Annotated in this window: 21 protein-coding genes and 5 tRNA genes; 5 read left to right on the top strand and 21 right to left on the bottom strand. The window is 65.3% G+C overall.

Features of this window, described 5'->3' with window-relative positions:
- Positions 1 to 19 precede the first annotated feature (19 nt).
- The 20 genes from rpoB to AC3WJE_RS07635 all read right to left on the bottom strand — a co-directional run bounded on the left by rpoB (position 20) and on the right by AC3WJE_RS07635 (position 17,232).
- Positions 20 to 4,174 (bottom strand): DNA-directed RNA polymerase subunit beta, encoded by a 4,155-nt coding sequence (rpoB, locus tag AC3WJE_RS07730; RefSeq protein ID WP_493730205.1) that lies wholly within the window; start codon positions 4,172 to 4,174, stop codon positions 20 to 22.
- Positions 4,175 to 4,529: 355 nt separating this feature from the next.
- Positions 4,530 to 4,898 (bottom strand): 50S ribosomal protein L7/L12, encoded by a 369-nt coding sequence (rplL, locus tag AC3WJE_RS07725; RefSeq protein ID WP_493730204.1) that lies wholly within the window; start codon positions 4,896 to 4,898, stop codon positions 4,530 to 4,532.
- A 65-nt stretch (positions 4,899 to 4,963) separates the two neighbouring features.
- On the bottom strand, positions 4,964 to 5,503 hold the full coding sequence (gene rplJ, locus AC3WJE_RS07720; RefSeq protein ID WP_493730203.1) for a 50S ribosomal protein L10: 540 nt from the start codon (positions 5,501 to 5,503) through the stop codon (positions 4,964 to 4,966).
- A gap of 546 nt (positions 5,504 to 6,049) precedes the next feature.
- Complete coding sequence (gene rplA / locus AC3WJE_RS07715; protein ID WP_493730202.1) at positions 6,050 to 6,748, bottom strand: 50S ribosomal protein L1; 699 nt, start codon at positions 6,746 to 6,748, stop codon at positions 6,050 to 6,052.
- Positions 6,749 to 6,752: 4 nt separating this feature from the next.
- Positions 6,753 to 7,181, bottom strand: coding sequence for a 50S ribosomal protein L11 (rplK, locus tag AC3WJE_RS07710; RefSeq protein ID WP_493730201.1), 429 nt, complete (start codon positions 7,179 to 7,181; stop codon positions 6,753 to 6,755).
- Between the two features lie 202 nt (positions 7,182 to 7,383).
- Positions 7,384 to 7,941 carry a transcription termination/antitermination protein NusG gene (nusG, locus tag AC3WJE_RS07705; protein WP_493730200.1) on the bottom strand — a complete coding sequence of 186 codons (558 nt, stop codon included), beginning with the start codon at positions 7,939 to 7,941 and terminating at the stop codon, positions 7,384 to 7,386.
- Positions 7,942 to 7,954: 13 nt separating this feature from the next.
- Complete coding sequence (secE, locus tag AC3WJE_RS07700) at positions 7,955 to 8,362, bottom strand: preprotein translocase subunit SecE (RefSeq protein ID WP_493730199.1); 408 nt, start codon at positions 8,360 to 8,362, stop codon at positions 7,955 to 7,957.
- A gap of 51 nt (positions 8,363 to 8,413) precedes the next feature.
- Positions 8,414 to 8,489: transfer RNA gene (locus AC3WJE_RS07695), tRNA-Trp, on the bottom strand.
- Positions 8,490 to 8,638: 149 nt separating this feature from the next.
- The gene (gene tuf, locus AC3WJE_RS07690; protein WP_493730198.1) at positions 8,639 to 9,829 is read right to left on the bottom strand and encodes an elongation factor Tu; all 1,191 of its coding nucleotides are present in this window, start codon (positions 9,827 to 9,829) and stop codon (positions 8,639 to 8,641) included.
- 46 nt (positions 9,830 to 9,875) lie between these two features.
- A tRNA-Thr gene (locus tag AC3WJE_RS07685) sits at positions 9,876 to 9,951 on the bottom strand.
- 34 nt (positions 9,952 to 9,985) lie between these two features.
- Positions 9,986 to 10,059: transfer RNA gene (locus AC3WJE_RS07680), tRNA-Gly, on the bottom strand.
- 30 nt (positions 10,060 to 10,089) lie between these two features.
- Positions 10,090 to 10,175: transfer RNA gene (locus AC3WJE_RS07675), tRNA-Tyr, on the bottom strand.
- 149 nt (positions 10,176 to 10,324) lie between these two features.
- The gene (gene ychF, locus AC3WJE_RS07670) at positions 10,325 to 11,416 is read right to left on the bottom strand and encodes a redox-regulated ATPase YchF (protein ID WP_493730197.1); all 1,092 of its coding nucleotides are present in this window, start codon (positions 11,414 to 11,416) and stop codon (positions 10,325 to 10,327) included.
- 80 nt (positions 11,417 to 11,496) lie between these two features.
- Positions 11,497 to 12,078 carry an aminoacyl-tRNA hydrolase gene (pth, locus tag AC3WJE_RS07665; RefSeq protein WP_493730196.1) on the bottom strand — a complete coding sequence of 194 codons (582 nt, stop codon included), beginning with the start codon at positions 12,076 to 12,078 and terminating at the stop codon, positions 11,497 to 11,499.
- Positions 12,079 to 12,132: 54 nt separating this feature from the next.
- Entirely contained in the window at positions 12,133 to 12,750 is a 618-nt protein-coding gene (locus tag AC3WJE_RS07660) for a 50S ribosomal protein L25/general stress protein Ctc (protein ID WP_493730195.1), read from the bottom strand.
- A 158-nt stretch (positions 12,751 to 12,908) separates the two neighbouring features.
- Entirely contained in the window at positions 12,909 to 13,868 is a 960-nt protein-coding gene (locus AC3WJE_RS07655; protein WP_493730194.1) for a ribose-phosphate diphosphokinase, read from the bottom strand.
- Positions 13,869 to 14,070: 202 nt separating this feature from the next.
- Positions 14,071 to 14,147 (bottom strand) — tRNA-Gln (locus tag AC3WJE_RS07650).
- 3 nt (positions 14,148 to 14,150) lie between these two features.
- Complete coding sequence (gene ispE, locus AC3WJE_RS07645) at positions 14,151 to 15,020, bottom strand: 4-(cytidine 5'-diphospho)-2-C-methyl-D-erythritol kinase (protein ID WP_493730193.1); 870 nt, start codon at positions 15,018 to 15,020, stop codon at positions 14,151 to 14,153.
- Positions 15,017 to 15,670 (bottom strand): lipoprotein insertase outer membrane protein LolB, encoded by a 654-nt coding sequence (gene lolB, locus AC3WJE_RS07640; RefSeq protein ID WP_493730192.1) that lies wholly within the window; start codon positions 15,668 to 15,670, stop codon positions 15,017 to 15,019. The genes ispE and lolB overlap by 4 nt, the downstream gene beginning before the upstream one ends.
- The gene (locus AC3WJE_RS07635; RefSeq protein WP_493730191.1) at positions 15,667 to 17,232 is read right to left on the bottom strand and encodes a tetratricopeptide repeat protein; all 1,566 of its coding nucleotides are present in this window, start codon (positions 17,230 to 17,232) and stop codon (positions 15,667 to 15,669) included. Before AC3WJE_RS07635 ends, lolB begins: the two co-directional genes overlap by 4 nt.
- Positions 17,233 to 17,407: 175 nt before the next feature.
- Between AC3WJE_RS07635 and hemA the strand changes: the two genes are divergently transcribed.
- From hemA to ppk2, 5 genes are all read left to right on the top strand, one after another.
- The gene (hemA, locus tag AC3WJE_RS07630) at positions 17,408 to 18,709 is read left to right on the top strand and encodes a glutamyl-tRNA reductase (protein WP_493730190.1); all 1,302 of its coding nucleotides are present in this window, start codon (positions 17,408 to 17,410) and stop codon (positions 18,707 to 18,709) included.
- The gene (gene prfA / locus AC3WJE_RS07625) at positions 18,687 to 19,772 is read left to right on the top strand and encodes a peptide chain release factor 1 (RefSeq protein ID WP_493730189.1); all 1,086 of its coding nucleotides are present in this window, start codon (positions 18,687 to 18,689) and stop codon (positions 19,770 to 19,772) included. Before hemA ends, prfA begins: the two co-directional genes overlap by 23 nt.
- Before the next feature lie 94 nt (positions 19,773 to 19,866).
- Positions 19,867 to 21,576, top strand: coding sequence for an O-linked N-acetylglucosamine transferase, SPINDLY family protein (locus AC3WJE_RS07620; RefSeq protein ID WP_493730188.1), 1,710 nt, complete (start codon positions 19,867 to 19,869; stop codon positions 21,574 to 21,576).
- 114 nt (positions 21,577 to 21,690) lie between these two features.
- Entirely contained in the window at positions 21,691 to 22,209 is a 519-nt protein-coding gene (gene moaB, locus AC3WJE_RS07615; protein WP_493730187.1) for a molybdenum cofactor biosynthesis protein B, read from the top strand.
- A gap of 25 nt (positions 22,210 to 22,234) precedes the next feature.
- Positions 22,235 to 23,017 (top strand): polyphosphate kinase 2, encoded by a 783-nt coding sequence (gene ppk2, locus AC3WJE_RS07610; RefSeq protein ID WP_493730186.1) that lies wholly within the window; start codon positions 22,235 to 22,237, stop codon positions 23,015 to 23,017.
- On the opposite strand, the gene AC3WJE_RS07605 is transcribed toward ppk2, so the two are convergent.
- On the bottom strand, positions 22,999 to 24,138 hold the full coding sequence (locus tag AC3WJE_RS07605; RefSeq protein WP_493730185.1) for a hypothetical protein: 1,140 nt from the start codon (positions 24,136 to 24,138) through the stop codon (positions 22,999 to 23,001). The two genes, ppk2 and AC3WJE_RS07605, sit on opposite strands and share 19 nt — an antisense overlap.
- Between the last annotated feature and the right edge of the window lie 260 nt (positions 24,139 to 24,398).

Here is a 24,398-nt window from a genome sequence, read left to right as displayed (position 1 = left end):
GAATCACCAATCCCGAGCCTCAGGTCTCTTCCAGTTCCATGTTGATGCCCAGCGAGCGGATTTCCTTCACCAGCACGTTGAAGGATTCCGGCATGCCCGCGACCATCTCGTGCGCACCGTCGACGATGTTCTTGTACATCTGGTTGCGGCCCTGCACGTCGTCGGACTTCACCGTCAGCATTTCCTGCAGGGTGTAGGCCGCGCCGTAGGCTTCCAGCGCCCAGACTTCCATTTCACCGAAGCGCTGACCACCGAACTGCGCCTTGCCGCCCAGCGGCTGCTGGGTGACGAGCGAGTACGGACCGGTCGAACGGGCGTGCATCTTGTCGTCGACCAGGTGATTCAGCTTCAGGTAGTGCATGTAGCCGACCGTGGTCTTGCGATCGAACGCCTCGCCGGTGCGACCGTCGTACAGCTGGGTCTGACCACTGCTCGGCAGCTCGGCCAACTCGAGCATGCGCTTGATTTCGCGCTCGCTGGCGCCGTCGAACACCGGGGTCGCCATCGGCACGCCGTCGGTGAGGTTCTTGGCCAGGTTCAGCAACTCATCGTCGCTGAACTGCGACAGGTCCACGCGCTCGGCAGCGGTGGCGCTGTCGTGGTTGTAGATGTCGTCCAGGAACTTGCGCAGTTCGGCAACCGCGGTCTTGGCTTCGAGCATGCGCTGGATCTTCTGGCCCAGGCCCTTGGCAGCCCAGCCCAGGTGCACTTCCAGAATCTGGCCGATGTTCATACGCGACGGCACGCCCAGCGGGTTCAGTACGATGTCCACCGAGGTGCCGTTCTCCATGTACGGCATGTCCTCGACCGGCACGACGTTGGACACCACACCCTTGTTACCGTGGCGACCGGCCATCTTGTCGCCCGGCTGGATGCGGCGCTTCACGGCCAGGAACACCTTGACCATCTTCAGCACGCCCGGGGCGAGATCGTCACCCTGGGTGATCTTGCCGCGCTTGTCGGCAAAACGGGCTTCGAATTCCTTCTCGTGCACCTGGATCTGCTTCTGGGCACGCTCGATTGCGTCGGCCGCGTCCTCGTCCTTCATGCGCAGCTGGAACCAGTCGGACTTCTTCAGGCCGTCCAGGTAGGCGTCGCTGACGGTGTCGCCCTTCTTCAGGCCGGCGCCGCCATTGGCGACCTTGCCGACGATCTGCGAGCGCAGACGCGCATAGATCGCCGCTTCCAGGATGCGGAACTGGTCGTCGAAGTCCTTCTTGACGCGCTTGATCTCGGATTCCTCGATCTGGCGCGCGCGCTTGTCCTTCTCGATACCGTCGCGGGTGAAGACCTGCACGTCGATGACGGTGCCGTCCATGCCCGGCGGCACGCGCAGCGAGCTGTCCTTAACGTCGGACGCCTTCTCGCCGAAGATCGCACGCAGCAGCTTCTCTTCCGGGGTCAGCTGGCTCTCGCCCTTCGGCGTGACCTTGCCGACCATGATGTCGCCGGCACGCACTTCCGCACCGATGTACACCACGCCCGACTCGTCGAGGCGGTTCAGCGCCTGCTCGGAGACGTTCGGGATGTCGGCGGAGATTTCCTCCGGCCCCAGCTTGGTATCACGCGCGACGCAGGTCAGCTCTTCGATGTGGATCGTGGTGTAACGATCCTCCTCCACCACGCGCTCGGAGAGCAGGATGGAGTCTTCGAAGTTGTAGCCGTTCCACGGCATGAACGCGATCAGCATGTTCTGGCCCAGGGCCAGCTCGCCGATGTCGGTGGACGGACCGTCCGCCAGCACGTCGCCACGCGCCACCACGTCACCCACGTTCACCAGCGGACGCTGGTTGATGCAGGTGTTCTGGTTGGAGCGGGTGTACTTGATCAGGTTGTAGATATCCACGCCGGCATCGGTGGCGCCAACGATCTCTTCCTCGTTGACCTTGACCACGATGCGGGCTGCGTCGATCTGCTCGATCACGCCACCACGACGGGCATTCACGGTCACGCCGGAGTCACGCGCCACGGCGCGCTCGATGCCGGTACCGACCAGCGGCTTCTGCGAACGCAGCGTCGGCACGGCCTGGCGCTGCATGTTCGCGCCCATCAGTGCGCGGTTGGCGTCATCGTGCTCCAGGAACGGCACCAGCGCCGCGGCGACCGACACGGTCTGCATCGGCGAGACGTCCATGAAGTGCACTTCCGCCGGCGGCTTGAGCAGCGACTCGCCCTGGAAGCGGCACGGCACGAACAGCTCAGTCAGCGTGCCCTTGGCGTCGGTCAGCGCGTTGGCCTGGGCGATGACGTACTCGTTCTCTTCGATCGCCGACAGGTACTCGATGTCGTCGCTGACCTTGCCGTCCAGCACCTTGCGGTACGGCGTCTCAAGGAAGCCGTACGAGTTGGTGCGGGCGAACACCGCCAGCGAGTTGATCAGGCCGATGTTCGGGCCTTCCGGCGTTTCGATGGTGCAGACGCGGCCGTAATGGGTCGGGTGCACGTCGCGCACTTCGAAGCCGGCACGCTCGCGGGTCAAACCGCCCGGGCCCAGCGCCGAGACGCGACGCTTGTGGGTGACTTCCGACAGCGGATTGTTCTGGTCCATGAACTGCGACAGCTGCGAGGAGCCGAAGAACTCCTTGATGGCAGCGGCGACCGGCTTGGCGTTGATCAGCTCCTGCGGGGTCAGGCCTTCCGACTCGGCCATCGACAGGCGCTCCTTCACGGCGCGCTCGACGCGGACCAGGCCGACGCGGAACACGTTCTCGGCCATTTCGCCGACCGAACGCACGCGACGGTTGCCCAGGTGATCGATGTCGTCGACCACGCCGCGACCGTTGCGGATCTCGGTCAGGACCTTGATCACGTCCAGGATGTCGGACGACTCGCCATGCGCGGCGACCAGGCGCTTGGCCTCTTCGTCGTTACGCTCGCCGAAGTACTTCTGGTCGTACAGCACGGCTTCGCCGGTGGTTTCCTTGCGGCCCACGCGACGGTTGAACTTCATGCGGCCGACCGTCGACAGGTCGTAGCGCTCGAAGGTGAAGAACAGGTTGTGGAACAGGTTCTGCGCCGCATCCTTGGTCGGCGGCTCGCCCGGACGCATCATGCGGTAGATCTCGACCAGTGCCTCGAGCTGGGTCTTGGTCGGGTCGATGCGCAGGGTGTTGGACAGGTACGGGCCACGATCCAGATCGTTCACCCACAGCGTACCGACGGCATCGACACCGGCCTTGCGGAACGCCTGCAGCTGGTCTTCGCTGATCTCGTCGTTGGCATTGGCCAGCAGTTCGCCGGTCGAAGCATCGACCACGTCGTGCGACAGGATGCGGCCGAGCAGGTACTCGTCCGGCACGGCCAGCGCGGCGACGCCGGCGGCTTCCAGCTGCTTGACGTGACGTGCGGTGATGCGCTTGCCGGCCTCGACGATCACGCGATCGCCATCGGCCAGGTCGAAGTTCAGCGTTTCGCCGCGCAGGCGCTCAGGCACCAGCTCCAGCTGCACACCCTCGTCCGGGTTGATGTGGAACGTGTTGATCTCGAAGAACTCGGCCAGCATCTCCTCGTTGGAGTAGCCGAGCGCGCGCAGCAGGATCGACACCGGCAGCTTGCGGCGACGGTCGATACGGGTGAACAGCGCATCCTTCGGGTCGAACTCGAAGTCCAGCCACGAACCGCGGTAAGGGATGATGCGGGCGCTGTACAGCAGCTTGCCCGAGCTGTGGGTCTTGCCGCGGTCGTGATCGAAGAACACGCCCGGCGAACGGTGCAGCTGCGAGACGATGACGCGCTCGGTACCGTTCACGATGAAGGTGCCGTTCTCGGTCATCAGCGGGATCTCGCCGAGATAGACCTCCTGCTCCTTCACATACTTGATCGCCTTGGTCGACGACTCGCGGTCGTAGATCACCAGGCGCACGGTCACGCGCAGCGGCGCGCCGTAGCTCATGCCACGCTGGCGGCACTCGCGCTCGTCGAATACGGGCTCGCCCAGCTTGTAGCCGACGTATTCCAGCGCGGCGTTGCCGCTGTAGCTGACGATCGGGAACACCGACTTCAGGGCCGCATGCAGACCGAGATCCTTGCGCTTGCTCGGCTCGACGTCTTCCTGCAGAAATTCGCGGTAGGAATCCACCTGGATCGCCAGCAGGAACGGCACTTCGAGAATCGAGCGCTGTTTGCCGAAGTCCTTGCGGATACGCTTCTTTTCGGTGAACGAATAAGTCGTCATAAGGTCTTCCACCTTGGGCTGTACGGGCCACGCGTCCGTGGCCGTGAAATAACAAAAAGAACCCCGCACATGGGTGTGCGGTTGCTCCTGCGAGGACTCACAAAATTGAACCCGCGCACATGGATGTGTGCGCTGCTCTTGTGAGGGACTCACGCTTAAGTTGTCAGTTGGAAGTCGCTGGTATTGCCGGCACCAGCACGCCATCTCCCGCTACTTCCAACTACCAACTCCATGAATTGCAAGTTGGGGTTTCGCTCGCTACGGGCCGTTGGATCCCGTAACGGCCAAAGGCCGGGGGCTTTCGCCCCCAGCCTTCAGTGCATCACCGTGAACGGCTGGCGATGCAAGATGCTGCTTACTTGACTTCGACAGTCGCGCCGGCAGCTTCCAGGTCCTTCTTGAACTTCGCGGCGTCGTCCTTCGACAGGGCTTCCTTCAGGACGCCACCGGCCTCGGTGAGGTCCTTGGCTTCCTTCAGGCCCAGGCCGGTGATGGCGCGGACAGCCTTGATGACGTCGACCTTCTTCTCGCCGGCGCTCTTCAGGATCAGGTCGAACTCGGTCTGCTCTTCGACAACGGCAGCCGGGCCAGCAGCAGCAGCAGCGACGACCGGAGCGGCAGCGGAAACGCCGAACTTGTCTTCGATGGCCTTGACCAGCTCCATCACTTCCATCAGGGACTTCTCGGCGATGGCGTCGACGATCTGTTCGTTGGTAAGGGACATTGTGATTACCTTCTAAAAATTTTCTGGATGGTGGTTCAGATCATTGAACCGCTAGAACATCGAACTCAGGCAGTCTCGACGACCGGCTCGTCAGCAGCAGCGGGGGCTTCTTCGCCACCACCCTGCTTGTCGGCCACGGCCTTGACGGCACGCGCGAACATGGCGGCCGGCTCGGCCAGGACGCGGGCCAGCATGGCCAGAGCCTGATCACGGGTCGGCAGCGAGGCCAGCACATCGACATGGCTCGGCGGGAACACCGAACCACCGATCGCTACGACTTTCGCCTGCAGCTTGTCGTTGCCCTTGGCGGCGTCCTTGATCAGGCGACCGGCTGCGCCGGGCTCCTCGAGCGAGAACGCATACAGCAGCGGACCGACCAGCTTGTCCTGTGCGCATGCGAAATCGGTGCCTTCGACGGCACGTGCGGCCAGCGTGTTCTTGACAACCTTCAAGAAAACACCGGTTTCACGAGCCTGCTTACGCATCGCGGTCATTTGAGCGACCGTGGTGCCAGCGTATTCGGCGGCGATCAAGGAGTGGGCCTTGGCGGCGATGTCTGCCAGCTCGGCGACTACTTCTTGCTTCTGGGACAGATTGAGAGCCATTGCACTCCTCCGTTAAAGCGGGGGTTCGGGATTGGGAATTCGGGATTCGTCAAAGCCGCGGTGCGACGCTGGCGAATTCCGTTCCGGCACTCGGATCCCTGCTTCAAACAAACTCCGCTCACGGCTCCTGCCGTTTACGGTCCTGGGCGGCATCCGTCCTGGACGCCGGGAACATCAGCTGATGTTCCGTTGGTGGCCGTTCTAGACCTGGAGTGGGCCAACCTGGGGTATCCCAGACGTGCGTGAACCAGAAAACTCCAGAAGGGCGACACCATCTGCGCAGGCCTGTCCCTCACGGGACGAATTAAGCGACCCCGCTGGATCGACGGCGACTCCCTGCCGTGTCGAGCTTCCATGCCCGTCGTCGATCTGCGCGGACCGCACCTGCGGTCTTTGACGGCTACCGCCAGCGTGGGCCGGCGATCGCCTTCAAAATGCCCTCCCCCGTTGCCGGGATCGGACGCCGCTCGCGGAAAACCGGAAGCGGGGTGAATCGTTTACTGCAACGAAAAGTCGAGCGCATGACAGCGCCCGACTTCCCGCTGATTACTTCAGTGCCAGCGAGGACTGGTCGACGGTGACGCCCGGACCCATGGTCGAGCTCAGCGACACCTTCTGCAGGTAGGTACCCTTGGAGGTGGCCGGCTTGGCCTTGATCAGGTCGGCCAGCAGCGCCTGCAGGTTCGACTTCAGGGCCTCGTCATCGAAGCTCACCTTGCCGATCGTGCAGTGGATGATGCCGGCCTTGTCGGTGCGGTAACGGACCTGACCCGACTTGGCGTTCTTGACCGCTTCGCCCGGGTTGGCCGACACGGTGCCGACCTTCGGGTTCGGCATCAGGCCGCGCGGGCCCAGCACGGTGCCGAGCTTGCCGACGACGCGCATCGCGTCCGGCGTGGCAATGACCACGTCGTAGTTCAGATCGCCGGCCTGCATCTTCTCGGCCAGGTCGTCCATGCCGACGGCTTCGGCGCCAGCCGCCAGGGCTTCGTCAGCCTTGGCACCGGCCGGGGCGAACACGGCAACGCGCACGCTCTTGCCGGTACCGGCCGGCAGCACGGTCGAACCGCGCACCTGCTGGTCGGACTTCTTGGCGTCCACGCCCAGGCGCACCGCGACGTCGACGGACTCGACGAACTTGGCCTTGGTGACGGTCTTCAGAATCTTGATTGCGTCCTCGAAGGCATACGACTTGCCCGGGACGATGGCGGCCTGGATGGCCTTCTCACGCTTGGTCTGTGCCATCTGATTAACCCTCCACCACGAGGCCCATGGAACGGGCCGAACCTGCAATCGTACGCACCGCTGCATCCAGATCGGCTGCGGTCAGGTCGGGCTCCTTCGCCTTGGCGATGTCCTCGAGCTGCTTGCGGGTGACCTTGCCCACCTTCTCGGTGTTCGGGCGCTTGGAACCGGAGGTGATACCCACGGCCTTCTTCAGCAACACCGAAGCCGGGGTCGACTTGGTCACGAAGGTGAAGGTACGGTCCGAGTAGGCCGTGATGATGACCGGGGTCGGCAGACCCGGCTCGAGCTTCTGCGTGGCAGCGTTGAACGCCTTGCAGAACTCCATGATGTTCAGGCCGCGCTGACCCAGCGCAGGACCGACCGGCGGCGAGGGGTTGGCCTGACCGGCCTTCACCTGCAGCTTGATGTAACCGACAACTTTCTTTGCCATTTTGAGTGTCTCCGGGTGCTAGCGCCTTGACCGCAGGCTCCCCATCGCGCCGGGAAAATCACGCGTCCCGACATCGCGTTTTCTACCATTCGAATCACGCGCAAGGCCGCCCAGGAGGCGGCCGCAGCGTGACGCGGATCAGATTGAGCCGCGCATCATACCAGTCATTGCACCGGCCAGCCTGAATGGCCGACCGGACGGGTCAGCTCTTCTCGACCTGCCCGAATTCCAGCTCCACCGGGGTGGAACGACCGAAGATCAGCACTGCCACGCGCAGGCGGCTCTTCTCGTAATTGACTTCCTCGACCACGCCGTTGAAGTCGTTGAACGGACCGTCGGTGACGCGCACCATCTGACCCGGCTCGAACAGCACCTTCGGACGCGGCTTCTCGACACCTTCCTGAACACGGTCCAGGATGGCTGCTGCCTCTTCGTCACGGATCGGCAGCGGACGATCGGCGGTACCGCCGATGAAGCCCATCACGCGCGGAGTCTCCTTGACCAAGTGCCAGCTCTCGCTGTCGATGCGCGGAATACCGGCTTCCTCATGGGTCTCGATCTGCACCAGCACATAGCCGGGGAAGAACTTGCGCTCGGAACGGCGCTTCTGGCCGGAGCGCATTTCCACGACCTCTTCGGTCGGCACCAGCACTTCACCGAAGCGCTCCTGCATCTCGTTGCGGACGATGCGGTCGCGCAAGGCCTGCGCCACCGACTTCTCGAAGCCGGAGTAGGCGTGAACGACGTACCAACGCTTCACTGAACGATTCTCCTCAACGCGCCAGGAACCACTGCGTGAGCTTCTGGATCACGAAATCGAAGCCCCCCAGCAGCAGACTCAGGATGATGACTGCGACAATGACCACCCAGGTGGTGCGAATGGCTTCCTGACGGGTCGGCCAGACCACCTTGCGCAGCTCGAAACGCGATTCGGACAGGAATTCGCGCGTGTAGCGCCCCTTGGCCGTCCCCAGGAACACGAAAGCCGCGGCCACCAGCCCAACCACGACGGCCAAGCCACGCAGCTGCGGTGTCCACGATCCCAACTGACTGGCACGCTCCGGAGCGGAGAACCAGAACCATACGAACAACCCCGCCAGCAACAGCAATGCGGAAATGACGTACTTGGCAATGTCGCCACTGGAGGCGGCACCCTTGGAAGGTTCGATTTTGCTGTTCATCCGGCTCTGGTTACCGATCTGGCCCGGTTTTTCGGGGCGGGACAGCGTGAGTGGCACGCCAGGAGGGACTCGAACCCCCAACCTGCGGTTTTGGAGACCGCTGCTCTGCCAATTGAGCTACTGGCGTATGAACTCTTTATCGCTAACCCTTAGACAACGAAGGCGGACCGATGTTCAGCCGGTCCGCCACACTCTTCGCCAGTTCATCCGACCTTGCCTTGGCAGGGCCGGCAAACCGACAAAGCCGGGCGCGACATGCGCGCCCGGGCCGGTTCATTACTTGGTGATCTTGGCCACCACGCCGGCGCCGACGGTACGGCCACCTTCGCGGATCGCGAAGCGCAGGCCTTCGTCCATCGCCACCGGGTTGATCAGCGTCACCGCCATCTTCACGTTGTCGCCCGGCATCACCATCTCCACACCTTCCGGCAGCGTCACCGCACCGGTGATGTCGGTCGTGCGGAAGTAGAACTGCGGACGGTAGCCCTTGAAGAACGGGGTGTGACGGCCGCCTTCATCCTTCGACAGCACATACACTTCGGCTTCGAAGTCGGTGTGCGGCTTGATCGAACCCGGCTTGCACAGCACCTGACCACGCTCGACGTCGTCACGCTTGGTGCCGCGCAGCAGCAGACCGGCGTTGTCGCCTGCCTGGCCCTGCTCCAGCAGCTTGCGGAACATTTCCACGCCGGTCACGGTGGTCTTCTGGGTCGGACGGATACCGACGATTTCGATTTCTTCGCCGACCTTGACCACACCGCGCTCGATACGACCGGTCACCACGGTGCCGCGGCCCGAGATCGAGAACACGTCTTCCACCGGCATCAGGAACGGCTTGTCGATGTCGCGCTCCGGGGTCGGGATCCAGGTGTCCAGCGCCTCGACCAGCTTGATGATCGCCGGCACGCCGATGTCGCTCTGGTCGCCTTCCAGCGCCAGACGGGCCGAGCCGTGGATGATCGGGGTGTCATCGCCCGGGAACTCGTACTTGCTCAGCAGCTCGCGCACTTCCATTTCGACCAGCTCGAGCAGCTCGGCGTCGTCGACCATGTCAGCCTTGTTCAGGAACACCACGATGTACGGCACGCCGACCTGACGCGACAGCAGGATGTGCTCGCGGGTCTGCGGCATCGGGCCGTCAGCGGCCGAGCACACCAGGATCGCACCGTCCATCTGAGCGGCGCCGGTGATCATGTTCTTCACATAGTCGGCGTGGCCCGGGCAATCCACGTGCGCGTAGTGGCGGTTCGGGGATTCGTATTCGACGTGTGCGGTCGAGATCGTGATGCCGCGCGCCTTCTCTTCCGGCGCCGCGTCGATCGCGTCGTATGCCTTGAATTCGCCACCAAAACGCTCGGCGCCGATCTTCGTCAGCGCAGCCGTCAGCGTGGTCTTGCCATGGTCGACGTGGCCGATGGTGCCGACGTTGACGTGCGGCTTGGTACGTTCGAACTTACCCTTGGACATGGCGGCTTCTTCTCGGTGCTCGTTGAATGTAATGGCGACTTGTATATGGTGCTCACGAAAGGAATCGAACCTTCGACCTCCTCCTTACCAAGGAGGTGCTCTACCGACTGAGCTACGTGAGCGTAGTTGTCTATTGTGCCATGCAATTCAGTCCAATGGAGCGGGAGACGGGAATCGAACCCGCACCATCAGCTTGGAAGGCTGAGGTTCTACCGTTGAACTACTCCCGCCTCGGGATCACTGCACATCACAACAAAAACTGGTGGAGGGAGGTGGATTCGAACCACCGAAGGCGTAAGCCAGCAGATTTACAGTCTGCCCCCGTTGGCCGCTTGGGTATCCCTCCATTTTCCACCCTGGCGACCGGCCCGGAGGCAAATCGTGATGGGGTGAAAGAGCCCGCAATTCTGGGCTCACTTCACAATCATGTCAACAGAAATTTTCCACTTTTCTGCCTGCCCGCAGCTGGGATGAATACGGCCAGGCGCGCGTCGATCAGACGTTGAAACGGAAATGCAGGACATCGCCTTCCTGCACGCGATATTCCTTGCCTTCCAGGCGCAGGCGACCGGCATCGCGCGCACCCGACTCGCCCTTGTACTTGATGAAATCGTCGAAGGCGATGGTCTCAGCGCGGATGAAACCCTTCTCGAAATCGGTATGGATCACCGCCGCTGCCTGCGGCGCGGTCGCGCCAGCCTTGACCGTCCAGGCGCGAACTTCCTTCACGCCCGCGGTGAAGTAGGTCTGCAGTCCCAGAAGCTGGTACGCCGCGCGGATCACACGATTCAGGCCCGGCTCGCTCAGCCCCAGATCCGTCAGAAAGGTGTCGCGATCCTCGTCATCGAGCTGCGACAACTCCTCCTCGATCGCCGCCGATACCGGCACCACCTGCGCGCCCTCGCCTTCGGCACGGGCACGCACGGCGTCCAGGTGCGGGTTGTTCTCGAAACCGTCCTCGAGCACGTTGGCGATGTACATCACCGGCTTGAGGGTGAGCAGGAACAGGTCGCGAACCAGCGCCTTCTCGTCCTCATCCAGCCCCACGCTGCGACCCGGCTTGCCGTCGGACAAGGCCGCCTGCAACTTGGCCAGCACCGGCTTGCGCGCGGCCGCGTCCTTGTCGCCCCCCTTTGCAGCGCGTTCGGCACGGTTCAGCGCCTTCTCGACGCTGTCCAGATCGGCCAGCGCCAGCTCCAGGTCGATGATCTCGATGTCGGAGATCGGATCGACCCGGCCGACCACGTGCACGATGTCGCCATGCTCGAAGCAGCGCACCACGTGTGCGATCGCATCGACCTCACGGATGTGCGCGAGGAACTTGTTGCCCAGACCCTCGCCGCTGGCGGCACCGGCCACCAGGCCGGCGATGTCGACGAACTCGACCGCGGTCGGGATCAGCTTCTGCGGCTTGACGATCTCGGCCAGCTGATTGAGACGCGGATCCGGCACCGGCACGATGCCGACGTTCGGCTCGATCGTGCAGAACGGGAAGTTGGCCGCAGCGATACCCGCCTTGGTCAGCGCGTTGAACAGGGTCGACTTGCCGACGTTGGGCAGGCCGACGATGCCGCATTTGATACCCATGACTTCACTTCCGTGATTCGTGATTCGTGATTGGTGATTCGAAGGAGCGGGAACAGCTCCTGCAAATCGACAATCACCAATCACGCCTTCGAAGTATGCAGGCGCTTCATCGCCTCGTTGAAGTCGCCGGTGATCGCCAGCGGCAGCACATCGATCGCATCGTCGATCGCACGATCGATCAGCGCGCCGTCCGCAGCCGTCTGCCGGCCCAGCACCCACCCCACCACGCGATCCTTGTGACCGGGATGGCCGATGCCGATGCGCAGGCGATGGAACCTGGCATGACCGAGCAGGCGAATGGTGTCGCGCAAGCCGTTCTGGCCGCCGTGGCCGCCATCGAGCTTCAGCCGCGCACTGCCGGGCGACAGATCCAGCTCGTCGTGCGCGACCAGCATCTGCTCCGGCTCGATCTTCCAGAAGCGCAACGCGGCGGTGATCGACTTGCCGCTGAGATTCATGAAGGTGGCCGGCTTGAGCAGCCAGACCGACTGGCCGGCGATGGCGACCTTGGCCACTTCACCGAACAGCTTGGATTCCAGGCTCCAGCGTGCACCTTCGCGCTGCGCAAGGGCCTCGACGAAATGAAACCCGGCGTTGTGCCGGGTTTGGGCGTGTTCCGGACCGGGATTGCCGAGTCCGACGATCAGTCGCAATCCAGACATGCCGAATGCATCGCTACGATCCCCGCGCCGGTGGGCGCGGGGATCGCAAGGCGATTACTTGGCCTCGCCTTCGCCCGCCGCCGGCTCTTCAGCCGCAGCGTGCTTGGCGATGACCACCGCCACGTCGTGCTCCTTGCCCAGCTTCAGCGACGGCAGCTCGACGCCGGCCGGCAGCTTGATGTCGGACAGGTGGACCACCGCGCCGATCGCCAGGGCCGACAGGTCGACCTCGATGAACTCCGGCAGGTTCTTCGGCAGGCACTGCACCTGGACTTCGTTCAGCTCGTGGGTGATCACCACGCCAGCGGTCTTGCCGGCCGGCGACTTCTCGCCGTTGACGAAGTGCAGCGGGATCGAGGCGTTCAGCGACTCGTTCTCGTTCACGCGCTGGAAGTCGATGTGCATGATCAGCTGCTTGTACGGGTGACGCTGCAGGTCACGCAGCAGCACCTTCTGCACGTCGCCGTTGAGGTTCAGGTCCAGGATCGAGGAGTAGAACCACTCGTTCTGCTGGGCCAGCCACACGACTTCGTGGTTCAGCTGGATGTTGACCGGCTTGAGATCGCCACCGTAGACGATTGCCGGGATCTGCCCCGCGTGACGCAGGCGGCGGCTCGCACCCTTCCCCTCGTCTTCGCGGCGCGCGACCTTGATTTCATGAGTCTTTGACATTTTTTCACTACCTAGGTTGATGAACCGCCTCGCGGCGGTTTGAACGACTCTTCCGCGACCAGAAGAGTCTTGGTGAAGCCGGGAATCGGGGAAATCGGGAGTCGGGAATCGCAAGGCGAAACCATGCTTTTCCTATTTCCGATTCTCCATTCCCGGCCCTAATCCACGTACAGCGAGCTGACCGACTCACCGAAGGCGATCCGTCGGATCGTCTCGGCCAGCAGTTCGGCGACGCTGAGCTGACGAATCTTGGTGCACACACGCGCCGCATCCGAGAGCGGAATCGTGTCGGTGACCACGAGTTCATCGAGTTGCGAATTGTTGATGTTGTCCACCGCCGGGCCGGACAGCACCGCATGGGTGATGTAGGCCACGACCTTGGTGGCGCCGCGCTGCTTCAGCGCTGCGGCGGCTGCACACAGGGTGCCGGCGGTATCGACCAGGTCGTCGACCAGCACGCAGGTCTTGCCCTGCACGTCACCGATGATGTTCATCACCGTGGCGACGTTGGCACGCGGGCGACGCTTGTCGATGATCGCCAGGTCAGCGTCGTCCAGGCGCTTGGCGACCGCACGGGCGCGCACCACGCCGCCGACGTCCGGCGAGACCACGATCAGGTTGTCGGTGCCGTAGGCGCGCCAGATATCGGCCAGCAGCAGCGGCGAGGCGTAGACGTTGTCGACCGGCACGTCGAAGAAACCCTGGATCTGGTCGGCGTGCAGGTCCACGGTCAGCACACGATCAGCGCCGATCGCGCTGATCATCTTGGCGGCGACCTTGGCGGTGATCGGCACGCGCGAGGAGCGCATGCGGCGATCCTGCCGCGAGTAACCGAAGTACGGAATCACCGCGGTGACGCTGCCGGCGCTGGCGCGCTTGAGCGCGTCGACGATCACCAGCAGCTCCATCAGATGCTCGGCGCTCGGCGCGCAGGTCGGCTGCACGACGAACACTTCCTGACGACGCACGCTTTCCTCGATCTCGACCTGGACTTCACCATCGGAGAAGGTCGAGACCAGTGCCTTGCCCATGCGGATGCCAAGCTCTTTGCAGATGCTCTGCGTCAAGGGCTTGTTGGCATTGCCGGAGAACACCAGCAAATTGCGTTCGTCTTGCATTGGAAAGGTCTCTGGGGCGGCGGCGGAGAGCGTGCGGCGGAGGACGTGAATCTGAAGAAGCGTCTTGTCGAACCAAGCCCAGTATCCGAAGCCGGCCTCTAGACAACCAGCCCAGCATCCAACCCAGGCTTTTCGTTACTGAATCCCCGTACATGGATGCACGGGCTTTTTGCGAGGGACTCGCATGCATGACTCGCATACATGGCAGGGGCGGTAGGATTCGAACCTACGAATGCCAGGATCAAAACCTGGTGCCTTGGGCCTCTTGGCGACGCCCCTGCATCAAAACTGCATTGCTTCCAGCGCGGCGAGCAACGGTGAGCGTGCAACGCCCTCCACCACCCACGCATCCAGATCACCCGGCAAAGCGACCCGCGCCCGCTCGGCGGCGGCACGTGTGTCGAATTCGACGAAGCAACCACTGCCCGAGCCCGTCAGACGCGGCCTGCCGACCCTGGACAACACCTGGAACGCGGCTTCAACCGCAGATTCCCGGCGACGCAGGACCGGCTCGAACGCGTTGTCGAGCTGAGCTCCGGAAGCGAAGTCCGCTATTTTCACGGGCGCAGCATCCCGCGTCAAATCCGGGGCTCGAAAAAGTTCAGGCGTGGGGACGTGCACCCCCGGGGCGAGCAGCAGATAAGCCGCCGCCGGCAGGTCCATCGCCGTCAGCTGTTCGCCCACGCCTTCGGCCCAGGCATTGCGACCGCGCACAAATACCGGGACATCGGCGCCGAGGCGCAAGCCCAGCTCGGCCAGCGCGTCCTCGTCCAGTCCGGCGCCCCACAGCGCATTCAGCGCGACCAGTACGGTCGCCGCGTCGGATGAGCCACCACCGAAGCCACCGCCGGCCGGAATGCGCTTTTCGACGCTGATGTCGGCACCTTGGTCGCTTTTAACCACCTCCTGCAGCAGGCGGGCCGCTCGCACCATCAGATCATCGGCCTCGGCAACGCCAGCCACCGACTCGCCTTCACGCCGGATCAGGCCGTCGTCACGCACACGCAGGTGCACCGTATCGCCCCAGTCCAGCAGCCTGAATACGGTCTGCAGCAGGTGGTAGCCGTCGGCGCGACGCCCGGTGATGTGCAGGAACAGATTCAGCTTGGCCGGCGCAGGCCACGCCGACCAGCCCCGCTCGATGGCACTCATTGCGCGGGAACGTCCCACTGGTCGAGCATCAGCCGCACCTTGGCGTCGCCGTTGCGGGCCTCGATCCGGCGCGGCAAGGCCGGCCGCCCGTCCTGGGCCGGGTACCACTCCAGGAATTCAATGGTCCAGCCCTGCTGCTGCAAGGCCCGGGGCCGCCCTTCGGCATCGAAACCAAGCTCACCAGCGCCCTCCGCAACCTGGCCGCGTACCCACCCGGGAAGCTGGTTGACCGGAATCTGCCAGCCCGTGGCTTCCAGCAATACCTGCTCGGCATCGGCGCCCGCACGCGGGCCGCCGTCCAGGCCTTCCAGGCGGCCGGCGCCACTGCGCAGATCGCCATCCAGCGTCCAGCTCTGGCGGGTGACCGGAGCACTGAGCTGGATCCGGTAGCGGTCGGCGTGCTGCTGCCAATCGACCCGACCGCTGCCGCCGTTGCGCCCCTTGGCGATCGCTGCGCGACCCTGGAACGACCAGTCCGGATGCGCGACCAGCCAGGCCTGCCGCTCGGTCTCGGCCTGGCGGGCCTCCGGCGAGACACTGGCAACGACCTCGCCCGCAGGCGGCGCCTGACGCCCGGACATCGTCGAACAGGCGGCAAGCGCGAGCATGGCCGCCAAGACCGGCAGCCGCAGGAACATCGCGCCGTTCATAGGCCCAGCTTCTCCTGTGCGCGCTTCAGCGAGCGGTTGTCCGGATCGAGCTTGCGCGCCTCGTCGAAGTAGCGCCTGGCCTCGTCCTGATTACCGCCAACCCACAGCACCTCGCCGATATGCGCGGCGATCTCCGGATCCTTGAACAGGCTCCAGGCACGACGCAGTTGCACCAGCGCCTCGCGGGTGCGGCCCATGCGATAGAGCACCCAGCCGTAGCTGTCGATGATCGCGGCGTTGTCCGGCTCGGCGGTGCGGGCACGGTCGATCAGCGCCAGCGCTTCCTTGTAGCGGGTGGTGCGGTCGGCCAGGGTGTAGCCGAGCGCGTTCAGCGCGGCGACGTTCTCCGGCTCGGTCACCAGGATCTTGCGCAGGTCGGCCTCGGCGCGGGCGATGTCGTCGCGACGCTCCCAGGACAGGCCGCGCGCATACAGCAGCGCGCTGTCGTCGGGATAGGCCGACAGGCCGCGCGCGAATACGTCCAGCTCACCGGCATCGTCGTCGGCACGCTGGCGCAGCTCGGCTTCCAGCACGTAGGCGTCGCGGCGCGCGTCGTCGTCCGCGTCGGCATCGGCCTGCAAGGCGTGCAACTGGTCGAACGCCTCCTGCTTGCGATCCAGTTGGAACAGCGCGCTGGCCGCGCGCAGTTGCGCCTCACTGCGCAGCGGACCACCCGCCACGCCGCGGTACCAGTCCACGGCCTCCGGGTAGCGCTTCAGGTACTCAGCGATCTTGCCGAGCAGCAGCCGGCGATCCGGCTGGGGATTGGCCGAATCGGCCTTGAGCTCCCCGTACAGCGCGACCAGGCCGGCATTGTCCTGCTCCTTGGCCAGCAGCGAGGCGCGCAGGCCGTAGGTCTGGGTGTCCTGGGGGCCGACCGCGAGCACGCGTGCGGCGTCGGAGACGTCGCCCATGGTGTCGTAGGCCAGCGCGAGCGCGCCGCGCAGGTCCGAATCGCCGACTGCCTTCGGCTCGACCTCCGCCAGCAGCGCGCGGGCCTCGTCACGATGGCCCGACTGGCTGAGCTGGGTGGCGTGCAGCAAGGCCACGCGTGGTTCGTTCGGGAAGCGGCGCACGACCTCGTCGACGATGCGCTTGGTCAGCTCCGGCTTCTCCATCCGCAGCGCCAGCCGGCCGAACTCCTGCCAGGCCTCGATCTGGTTGGGGATCGCATTGGCCTTGACCAGGTCGGCGAGCGCCTTGGCCGACACGTCCGGATCACGGGAATTGGCCAGCGCCACCAGCGCGAAGCGCCAGCCGCGCGGGTCCGGATCGCGCAACAGCGCCAGCAGGTCGCGCCGGGCCAGCCGCAAGTCGCCCTTGCGCAATGCCAGCGAGGCCTCGGTGCTGCGCATCGCCAGCGACTGCGGCGCGCGCTGGCGCCACAGCACCAGGGCCTGGGACGCACGCGCGTCGTCATTGGCCAGCATCGAGATGCGGGCGGCGCGCTCGGCCAGTCCAGCGTCGCCGGCCTCGGCCTGGGCCGCCTGCAGGTACCAGCGCGCGGCATCGTCCAGCTGCCCCGCCTGCAAGGCGAATTCGCCGGCCAGTACCGGCTCCATTACCCCGCCCCCGTCGGCGACGGGGGCCGTCTTCGAAGGGGCTGCCCAGGCCGTGCAGGCCAATGACAGCAATAGGGAAACACTAAGGATGCGAATCGATACGGGCATCGGACACGACCGGGCCGTAAAATGGTGGCCCTGAATGGCCAGCAGCTTATCGCAAGCGACTGAACGAATGACGTTGTGGGTGCTCGGACTGAACCACCAGAGCGCGCCAGTAGACCTGCGCGAACGCGCAGCGTTTGCCGGCGAGGCGCTGCCGGGCGCGTTGGCGTCGCTGCGCGCGTTGCCCGAGGTCAGCGAAGTCGCGCTGCTGTCCACCTGCAACCGCACCGAGCTGTATGCGATCGCCGGCGACGAGCCCGGGCAGTTGGCGCAGTGGCTGGACAGCCACGCGCCGGGACTGTCGGCCTATCTGTACCAGCACCATGACGCCGCCGCGGTACGCCATCTGTTCCGGGTCGCGACCGGGCTGGACTCGATGGTGCTGGGCGAGCCGCAGATCCTGGGCCAGGTCAAGGACGCCTGGGCGACCGCGCGCGCGCATGGCGCACTCGGCAGCCGCCTGGACCGGCTGTTCCAGCAGACCTTCTCGGTCGCCAAGCGCGCGCGCACCGATACCCGTGTCGGCGCCAATCCGGTTTCGGTCGCCTCGACCGCGGTGCGGCTGGCGCAGGAGTCGTTCGCGCGGTTGAGCGAATCGACGGTGCTGCTGGTCGGCGCCGGCGAGACCATCGAACTGGCCGCCAAGCATCTCAGCGAAGGCCGGGTCCGCCGGCTGCTGATCGCCAACCGCACCCTCGCCCACGCCCAGACCCTGGCCAGCCAGCACGGCGGCTATGCGCTGCCGCTGGAGGAACTGGAGCGCCATCTCGCCGAAGCCGACGTGGTGTTCTCGGCCACCGCCAGTCCGGTACCGGTGCTGAGGCGCGTGCATGTCGAACAGGCGCTGCGGCAACGCAAGCGCAAGCCGATGCTGTTGTTCGACCTGGCGGTGCCACGCGACATCGAACCCGAGGTGGCGCAGTTGGCTGACGCCTATCTGTACACCGTCGACGACCTGGAGCGCGCCGTCGAAGACAATCGCCGCAGCCGCCGCGAAGCCGCCGATGCGGCCGAGGAGATCATCGATCTCCAGGTCGCGCACTATCTCGAAACCCAGCAGGCCAGCGCGCGCCAGGCCCCGCTCAAGCGCCTGCGCGCCTACGGCGACAGCACCCGCGACGAGCTGCTGACCAAGGCCCGCCAGCAATTGGCCAACGGCAAGCCGGCCGACGAGGTGCTGGAGCTGCTGGCACACTCGCTGACCAACCGCCTGCTGCATCCGCCGACCGCGGCGCTGCGCGAGGCCGCGCTCAATGGCGATGCCGAACTGGCGCGTGCCGCCGATCGGCTGTTCCCGGAAAAACCCGGTTACCGCCATCCCCCTATCAACACCCCAATCGTGAGGACTGATGACGCCGACCCTGCGCCGTAAGTTGGAAGCGCTGGCCGAGCGCCGCGAAGAACTTGAACGCCTGCTCTCCGACCCGGACGTGGTCGGCGACAACACCCGCTTCCGCAACCTGTCGCGCGAGTTCTCGCAACTCGAACCGGTCGCCAGTGCGCTCGCCGACGAAGCCCGCGCCAAGGCCGATCTGTCCGCGGCCGAAGCGATGCGTGCCGATCCCGAGATGCGCGAGCTGGCCGAGGAGGAAATCACCGCGGCGCAGGCACGCCTGAGCGAGCTGGAAGCGCAGCTGTTGCTGCTGCTGGTGCCGCAGGATCCGCGCGATGAAGGCAATCTGTTCCTGGAAGTACGCGCCGGCACCGGTGGCGACGAGGCGGCGATCTTCGCCGGCGACCTGTTCCGGATGTACGCGCGCTATGCCGAACGCCAAGGCTGGAAAGTCGAGGTCGAATCCGACAGCCCCGGCGAGCACGGCGGCTACAAGGAAGTGGTGGCGCGCGTGGTCGGCCGTGGTGCGTATTCCAAACTGAAATTCGAATCCGGCACCCATCGTGTGCAGCGCGTGCCGGCGACCGAATCGCAGGGCCGCATCCACACTTCGGCGGCGACCGTGGCGATCATTCCGGAAGCCGACGAGGTCGAGGACATCGAGATCAATCCGGCCGACCTGAAGGTCGACACGTTCCGTTCTTCCGGCGCGGGCGGCCAGCACGTCAACAAGACCGAATCGGCGATCCGCATCACCCACGTGCCGAGTGGCGTGGTGGTCGAGTGCCAGACCGAGCGCAGCCAGCACGCCAACCGCGACAAGGCGATGAAGCGACTGAAAGCGCAGTTGGTCGAAGCCGAGCGCAGCAAACAGGCCGCCGCCGAGGCGCAGACCCGCAAGCTGCAGGTCGGCAGCGGCGACCGCAGCCAGCGCATCCGCACCTACAACTTCCCGCAGGGCCGGATCACCGATCACCGCGTCGAAGGCCTGACCCTGTACGACCTGCCCAACATCATCGAGGGCGATCTGGATGCGCTGGTCGGCCGGCTGCTGCAGGAGCACCAGGCCGATGAACTGGCGCGCCTGGCCGAAGGAACATGAATCTCGCAGCGCGACTCCTGTGGGAGGGGCTTCAGCCCCGACGGGGCTTGGCCGGTAAAGCGTCGGGACTAAAGTCCCTCCCACAAGAACAACCATGAATAGCTACGCCACACTGCCGCAGGAATTGCTGCAGCTACGCGAAGCGGTACGCCGCAATCCGCAGGATTTCGTCGCCTGGCTGATGCTCGGCGACACCGAAATGGGCCTGGGCGCGGTCGCAGCCGGCGAGGCGGCGGTACAGCGCGCGCTGATGCTGCGGCCTGGCCATCCGGAAGCCTTGGCGCGGCTCGGCCGCGTACGCTGGATGCAAGGACAGTATCGTGAGTCGGCCGATCTGCTGCGGCAGGCGGCAGCGCTCGCCCCGCAGCATCCGGGCATCGCGCTGTGGCTCGGACATTCACTGGAAGACGCCGGCGAGGCCGAAGCCGCCGCCGCGGCCTACGAACATGCGCACCGGCTGCTGCCGGATGAACCCTACATCGCCGCGCAACTGCTCAACTGGCGCCGCAAGTTGTGTGACTGGCGTGATCTCGATGCGCTGTCGCGACAGGTGCGCACGGCGGTGGCACAGCGGCATCCCGGCGTTGAGCCGTTTGCCTTCCTCAGTGAGGACGCCACTCCAGCCGAGCAACTGGCCTGCGCGCGACTGCGCGCAGCACCGCTGGCACAGTCGATCCGGCCATTGCCACCGACGCAGGTGCGCGGCGAAGGACCGCTGCGGATCGGCCTCCTGTCCAACGGTTTCGGTGCGCACCCGACCGGATTGCTGACAGTGGCGTTGTTCGAGGCACTGCGACGTCGCCACGCCGACACACTGCAGGCACACCTGTTCGCGTTGAACCGTGACGACGGCAGCGTCATCCGCCAGCGTCTCAGCGCGGCCACCACGCTGCACGACGTCGCCGGTCTCGACCACATGCGCACCGCCACCACCATCCGCGAACGCGGCATCGACGTACTGGTCGATCTGCGCGGCTGGGGCGGAGGTGGCGCGCCGGAAGTGCTGGCGCTGCGGCCCGCGCCGGTGCAGGTCAACTGGCTGGCCTATCCGGGCAGCAGTGGCGCGCCGTGGATCGACCATGTCATCGGCGATGCGTTCGCGCTGCCGCCCGCACTGGAGCCGCACTACAGCGAGCGCGTGCTGCGTCTGCCGCGCGCATTCCAGCCTTCCGACAGCACCCGTGAGGTCGCCGAGCCACCGTCGCGACGCGAGTGCGGGCTGCCGGAGCAGGGCTTCGTGTTCTGTTGCTTCAACAACAGCTACAAGCTCAACCCGCGCAGCTTTGCGCGGATGCTGGCAGTGCTGCGCGAGGTCGAGGGCAGCGTGCTGTGGCTGCTGTCCGGACCGGGCCAGGCCGACACCCGGCTGCGCGCCGCCGCGCAGGCGCAGGGCGTGGCAGCGCAGCGACTGGTATTCATGCCCAAGCTGCCGCACCCGCAGTATCTGGCGCGCTATCGGCACGCCGGGCTGTTCCTCGATACCGATCCCTACAACGCTCATACCACCGCCTCGGACGCGTTGTGGGCCGGCTGCCCGGTGTTGACCATGCCGGGGGCGAGCTTCGCCGCGCGGGTTGCCGGCAGCCTCAATCACCACCTCGGCCTGGATGCACTGAACGTCGCCGACGATGCCGCTTTCGTTGCGACTGCCGTCCAGCTAGCGCGCACACCGCAAGCACTTGAGGAACTGTGTGGCCGGCTGGAAGCGGAGCACCACCGCGTCGGCGGATTGTTCGATATGGATGCGTTCGCCGATGATTTCGTTGCCTTGCTGCGGCAGGCAGCCCGGCCACGGCTGTCGTAGAGCGGCCCCCCGAAAAGGGATGCCAGCACAAGCTTCGCTCTACACGATTCATGCGCCGGACGGTTTCACGCGCCAGTGCTGGTCCCGACGCACGCGCCGGGCTAGGCTTCGGCCATGACCAACTCTCCCGACTTCATCCCGCTGCGCCTGTGCCTGCTGACCGTCTCCGACACCCGCACGCTGGCCAACGACAGCTCCGGCGACTATCTCGCCAATGCACTGACCGAAGCCGGCCACCACCTGCACGAACGCGCGATCGCGCGCGATGACCGCTACCGCCTGCGCGCGATCGTCTCGGCCTGGATCGCCGACCCCGCCGTGGACGGTATCCTGGTCAGCGGCGGCACCGGCTTCACCGGCCGCGACAGCACGCCCGAGGCCCTGGAACCGCTGCTCGACAAGACCATGCCCGGCTTCGGCGAGTTGTTCCGCGCGATCAGCTTCGAGGAGATCGGCACCGCGTCGCTGCAATCGCGCGCCTTCGCGGGGCTGGCCAACGACAGTTTCGTGTTCTGCCTGCCGGGTTCGACCTCGGCCTGCCGCACCGCATGGGAGGGCATCATCCGCGCCCAGCTCGATGCGCGCACCCGCCCCTGCAATCTCGCCACGCTGCGCCCGCGCCTGCGCGAGTGACCCGACCGCCACTGGAGACCGCTGCATGTCCACGCTCAAGGGAAAGGACTACAAGAAGCTGCTCAAGCCGATGCAGTTGGAACTGGTGGCGATGGCCCGTTGGCTGGAGCACAGCGGGCAACGCGCGCTGGTGTTGTTCGAGGGCCGCGACACCGCCGGCAAGGGCGGCGCGATCCAGGCCGTCTCCGAGCACCTCAATCCGCGCCAGTGCCGGGTGGTGGCGCTGCCAAAACCCAGTGACCGCGAAGCCACGCAGTGGTATTTCCAGCGCTACGTCGCACACCTGCCGGCCGCCGGTGAACTCGTGCTGATGGACCGCAGCTGGTACAACCGCGCTGGCGTGGAACGGGTGATGGGTTACTGCACCGATGCGCAGTACCACGCGTTCCTGGAACAGGTGCCGCGCTTCGAACAATTGCTGGTCGATGACGGCATCCTGCTGTTCAAGTACTGGCTCAGCGTCGACCAGCGCGAGCAGGAAGCACGCTTCGCCGAGCGCCACCAGGACCCGCTCAAGGGTTGGAAGCTGTCACCGGTGGATCTGCAATCGCGCGACAAGTACACCGACTACACCCGCGCACGCGAAGCGATGCTGCAGGCCACCCACACCGCGCATGCGCCGTGGACACTGGTCGACTTCAACGACCAGAAGCGTGGACGACTCACCTTGATCCACGACCTGCTGCACCGGATGCCGGACACCTCGGTGCCGGAAGACGAGCTGCCGCTGCCTCCGCTGCGCGGCAAGCTGCACAAGGAAAAGTTCGCGGTGCTGGAACCGATCGACAATTACGCCGTGGAATCCTGATTCCCCTGCGGCAGCCCCAGCCGTTCGCTGCGTTCGGCCGTATCGGCCAGCACGACCAACCGCGCCAACGTGTCGTGCAGCAGCGACACCATGCCCGCATGCAGCCCACGCAGGGCCTCGACGTAGCCGATCGCATCCCCGCCCTCTTCCTGCGCGGAAGCGTCGCAACGCGCTAGCAGGAACGCATCCAGCCGCATCGTGCCGCTGGCGAGCCTGACGCCGGTCGCGCGCTGCAGCCATTGCGCCATCTCGGTGCGATATTCCTCGGCCAACGCATAGCCGACTTCGACCTGATCCAGATCGATCTGCTCGTTCCAGGCCAACGCCAGCACCACCTGCGAACGCGCCTCCAGATGCCGCTCCTGCGCGGCCAGTGCCTGCAGGTCGGCGAACAACTGCCATTGCGCCAGCGCATCGGCGCGCGGGGACTCGGGCATCACTTCCAGCGCGAACGCGATGCGGCGCGCGAACAGCGCCGACACTTCGGTCAGCACGTCCGGCCCCTGATCGGCCTCCAGCAACAAACGTTCGGTACGAAGCGCCGCCACCTCCGGCAGCGTACCGTCGTGCAGCGCGCGCACCACACCGCGATCGAACAGTTGCAGGACGGTTTCCAGCCAGAGCAGACGCGGGACCCGCGCCACGCGCACGGCCTGTGCCACCTGCCAGTTGTCGCGCAGATCATGCAAGCGATCGATGCAGCCCTGCCAATCCAACGCCGGCACCCCGGCCGCAGCCGGATCGACCCGCAAGGGATCGAGCATGCCTTGTCCGTATCGCTGCCAGATCGGCGACGGCGGGGGAACCAGCTCCTCGCGCAGTTCGAACGACACCGGCAGGTTGGCAGCCCCGCCGTCATCGAACGGGACCGCCCACGCAGGAACGAGCCGCCAGACATGGCCCGCCAGCCAGAGCAGACCGATCGCGAGCCCTGCCCAAGCCAGCCACTCCAACATCAGCAATCCCGACGTCGGTGGCAGGAAGTCCGGCTGCCAACTCACCAGCGCCAACCAAGCGATCGCCAGCGCCCCGACCGCATACAGCCAGATCCGCAAACCCAACATGGGAGACCCCGCGATCGCGGTGACGGCGAGCGACGGACGATCGGCGGCCTGCTGCATGGTGCGCATTCCTGCTACGAAGGGAGTTACAGGGGGGATCAGGTTGTCAGCCTATTATCGGCCGCAATCGACGAGTCTTTCATACTTCTTCACATTAAATTGACGACGAAACCTGTTGGGCCCTGGGTTACGCCCTCCAGATGTCCGACCTCCGTCACATTGGCGAACCGCGACCGGGCAGGAACCGGCGGCGCGGCGCCCCCAACCTCTTACCCCCGGTTACCCGCCGGCCTAGAACCATCGCCCGTCACCGTGCCTGC

The sequence above is a fragment of the Pseudomonas sp. GW821-FHT07E12 genome (assembly GCF_058986605.1).
This window is presented reverse-complemented; position numbering and strand designations above follow the sequence as displayed.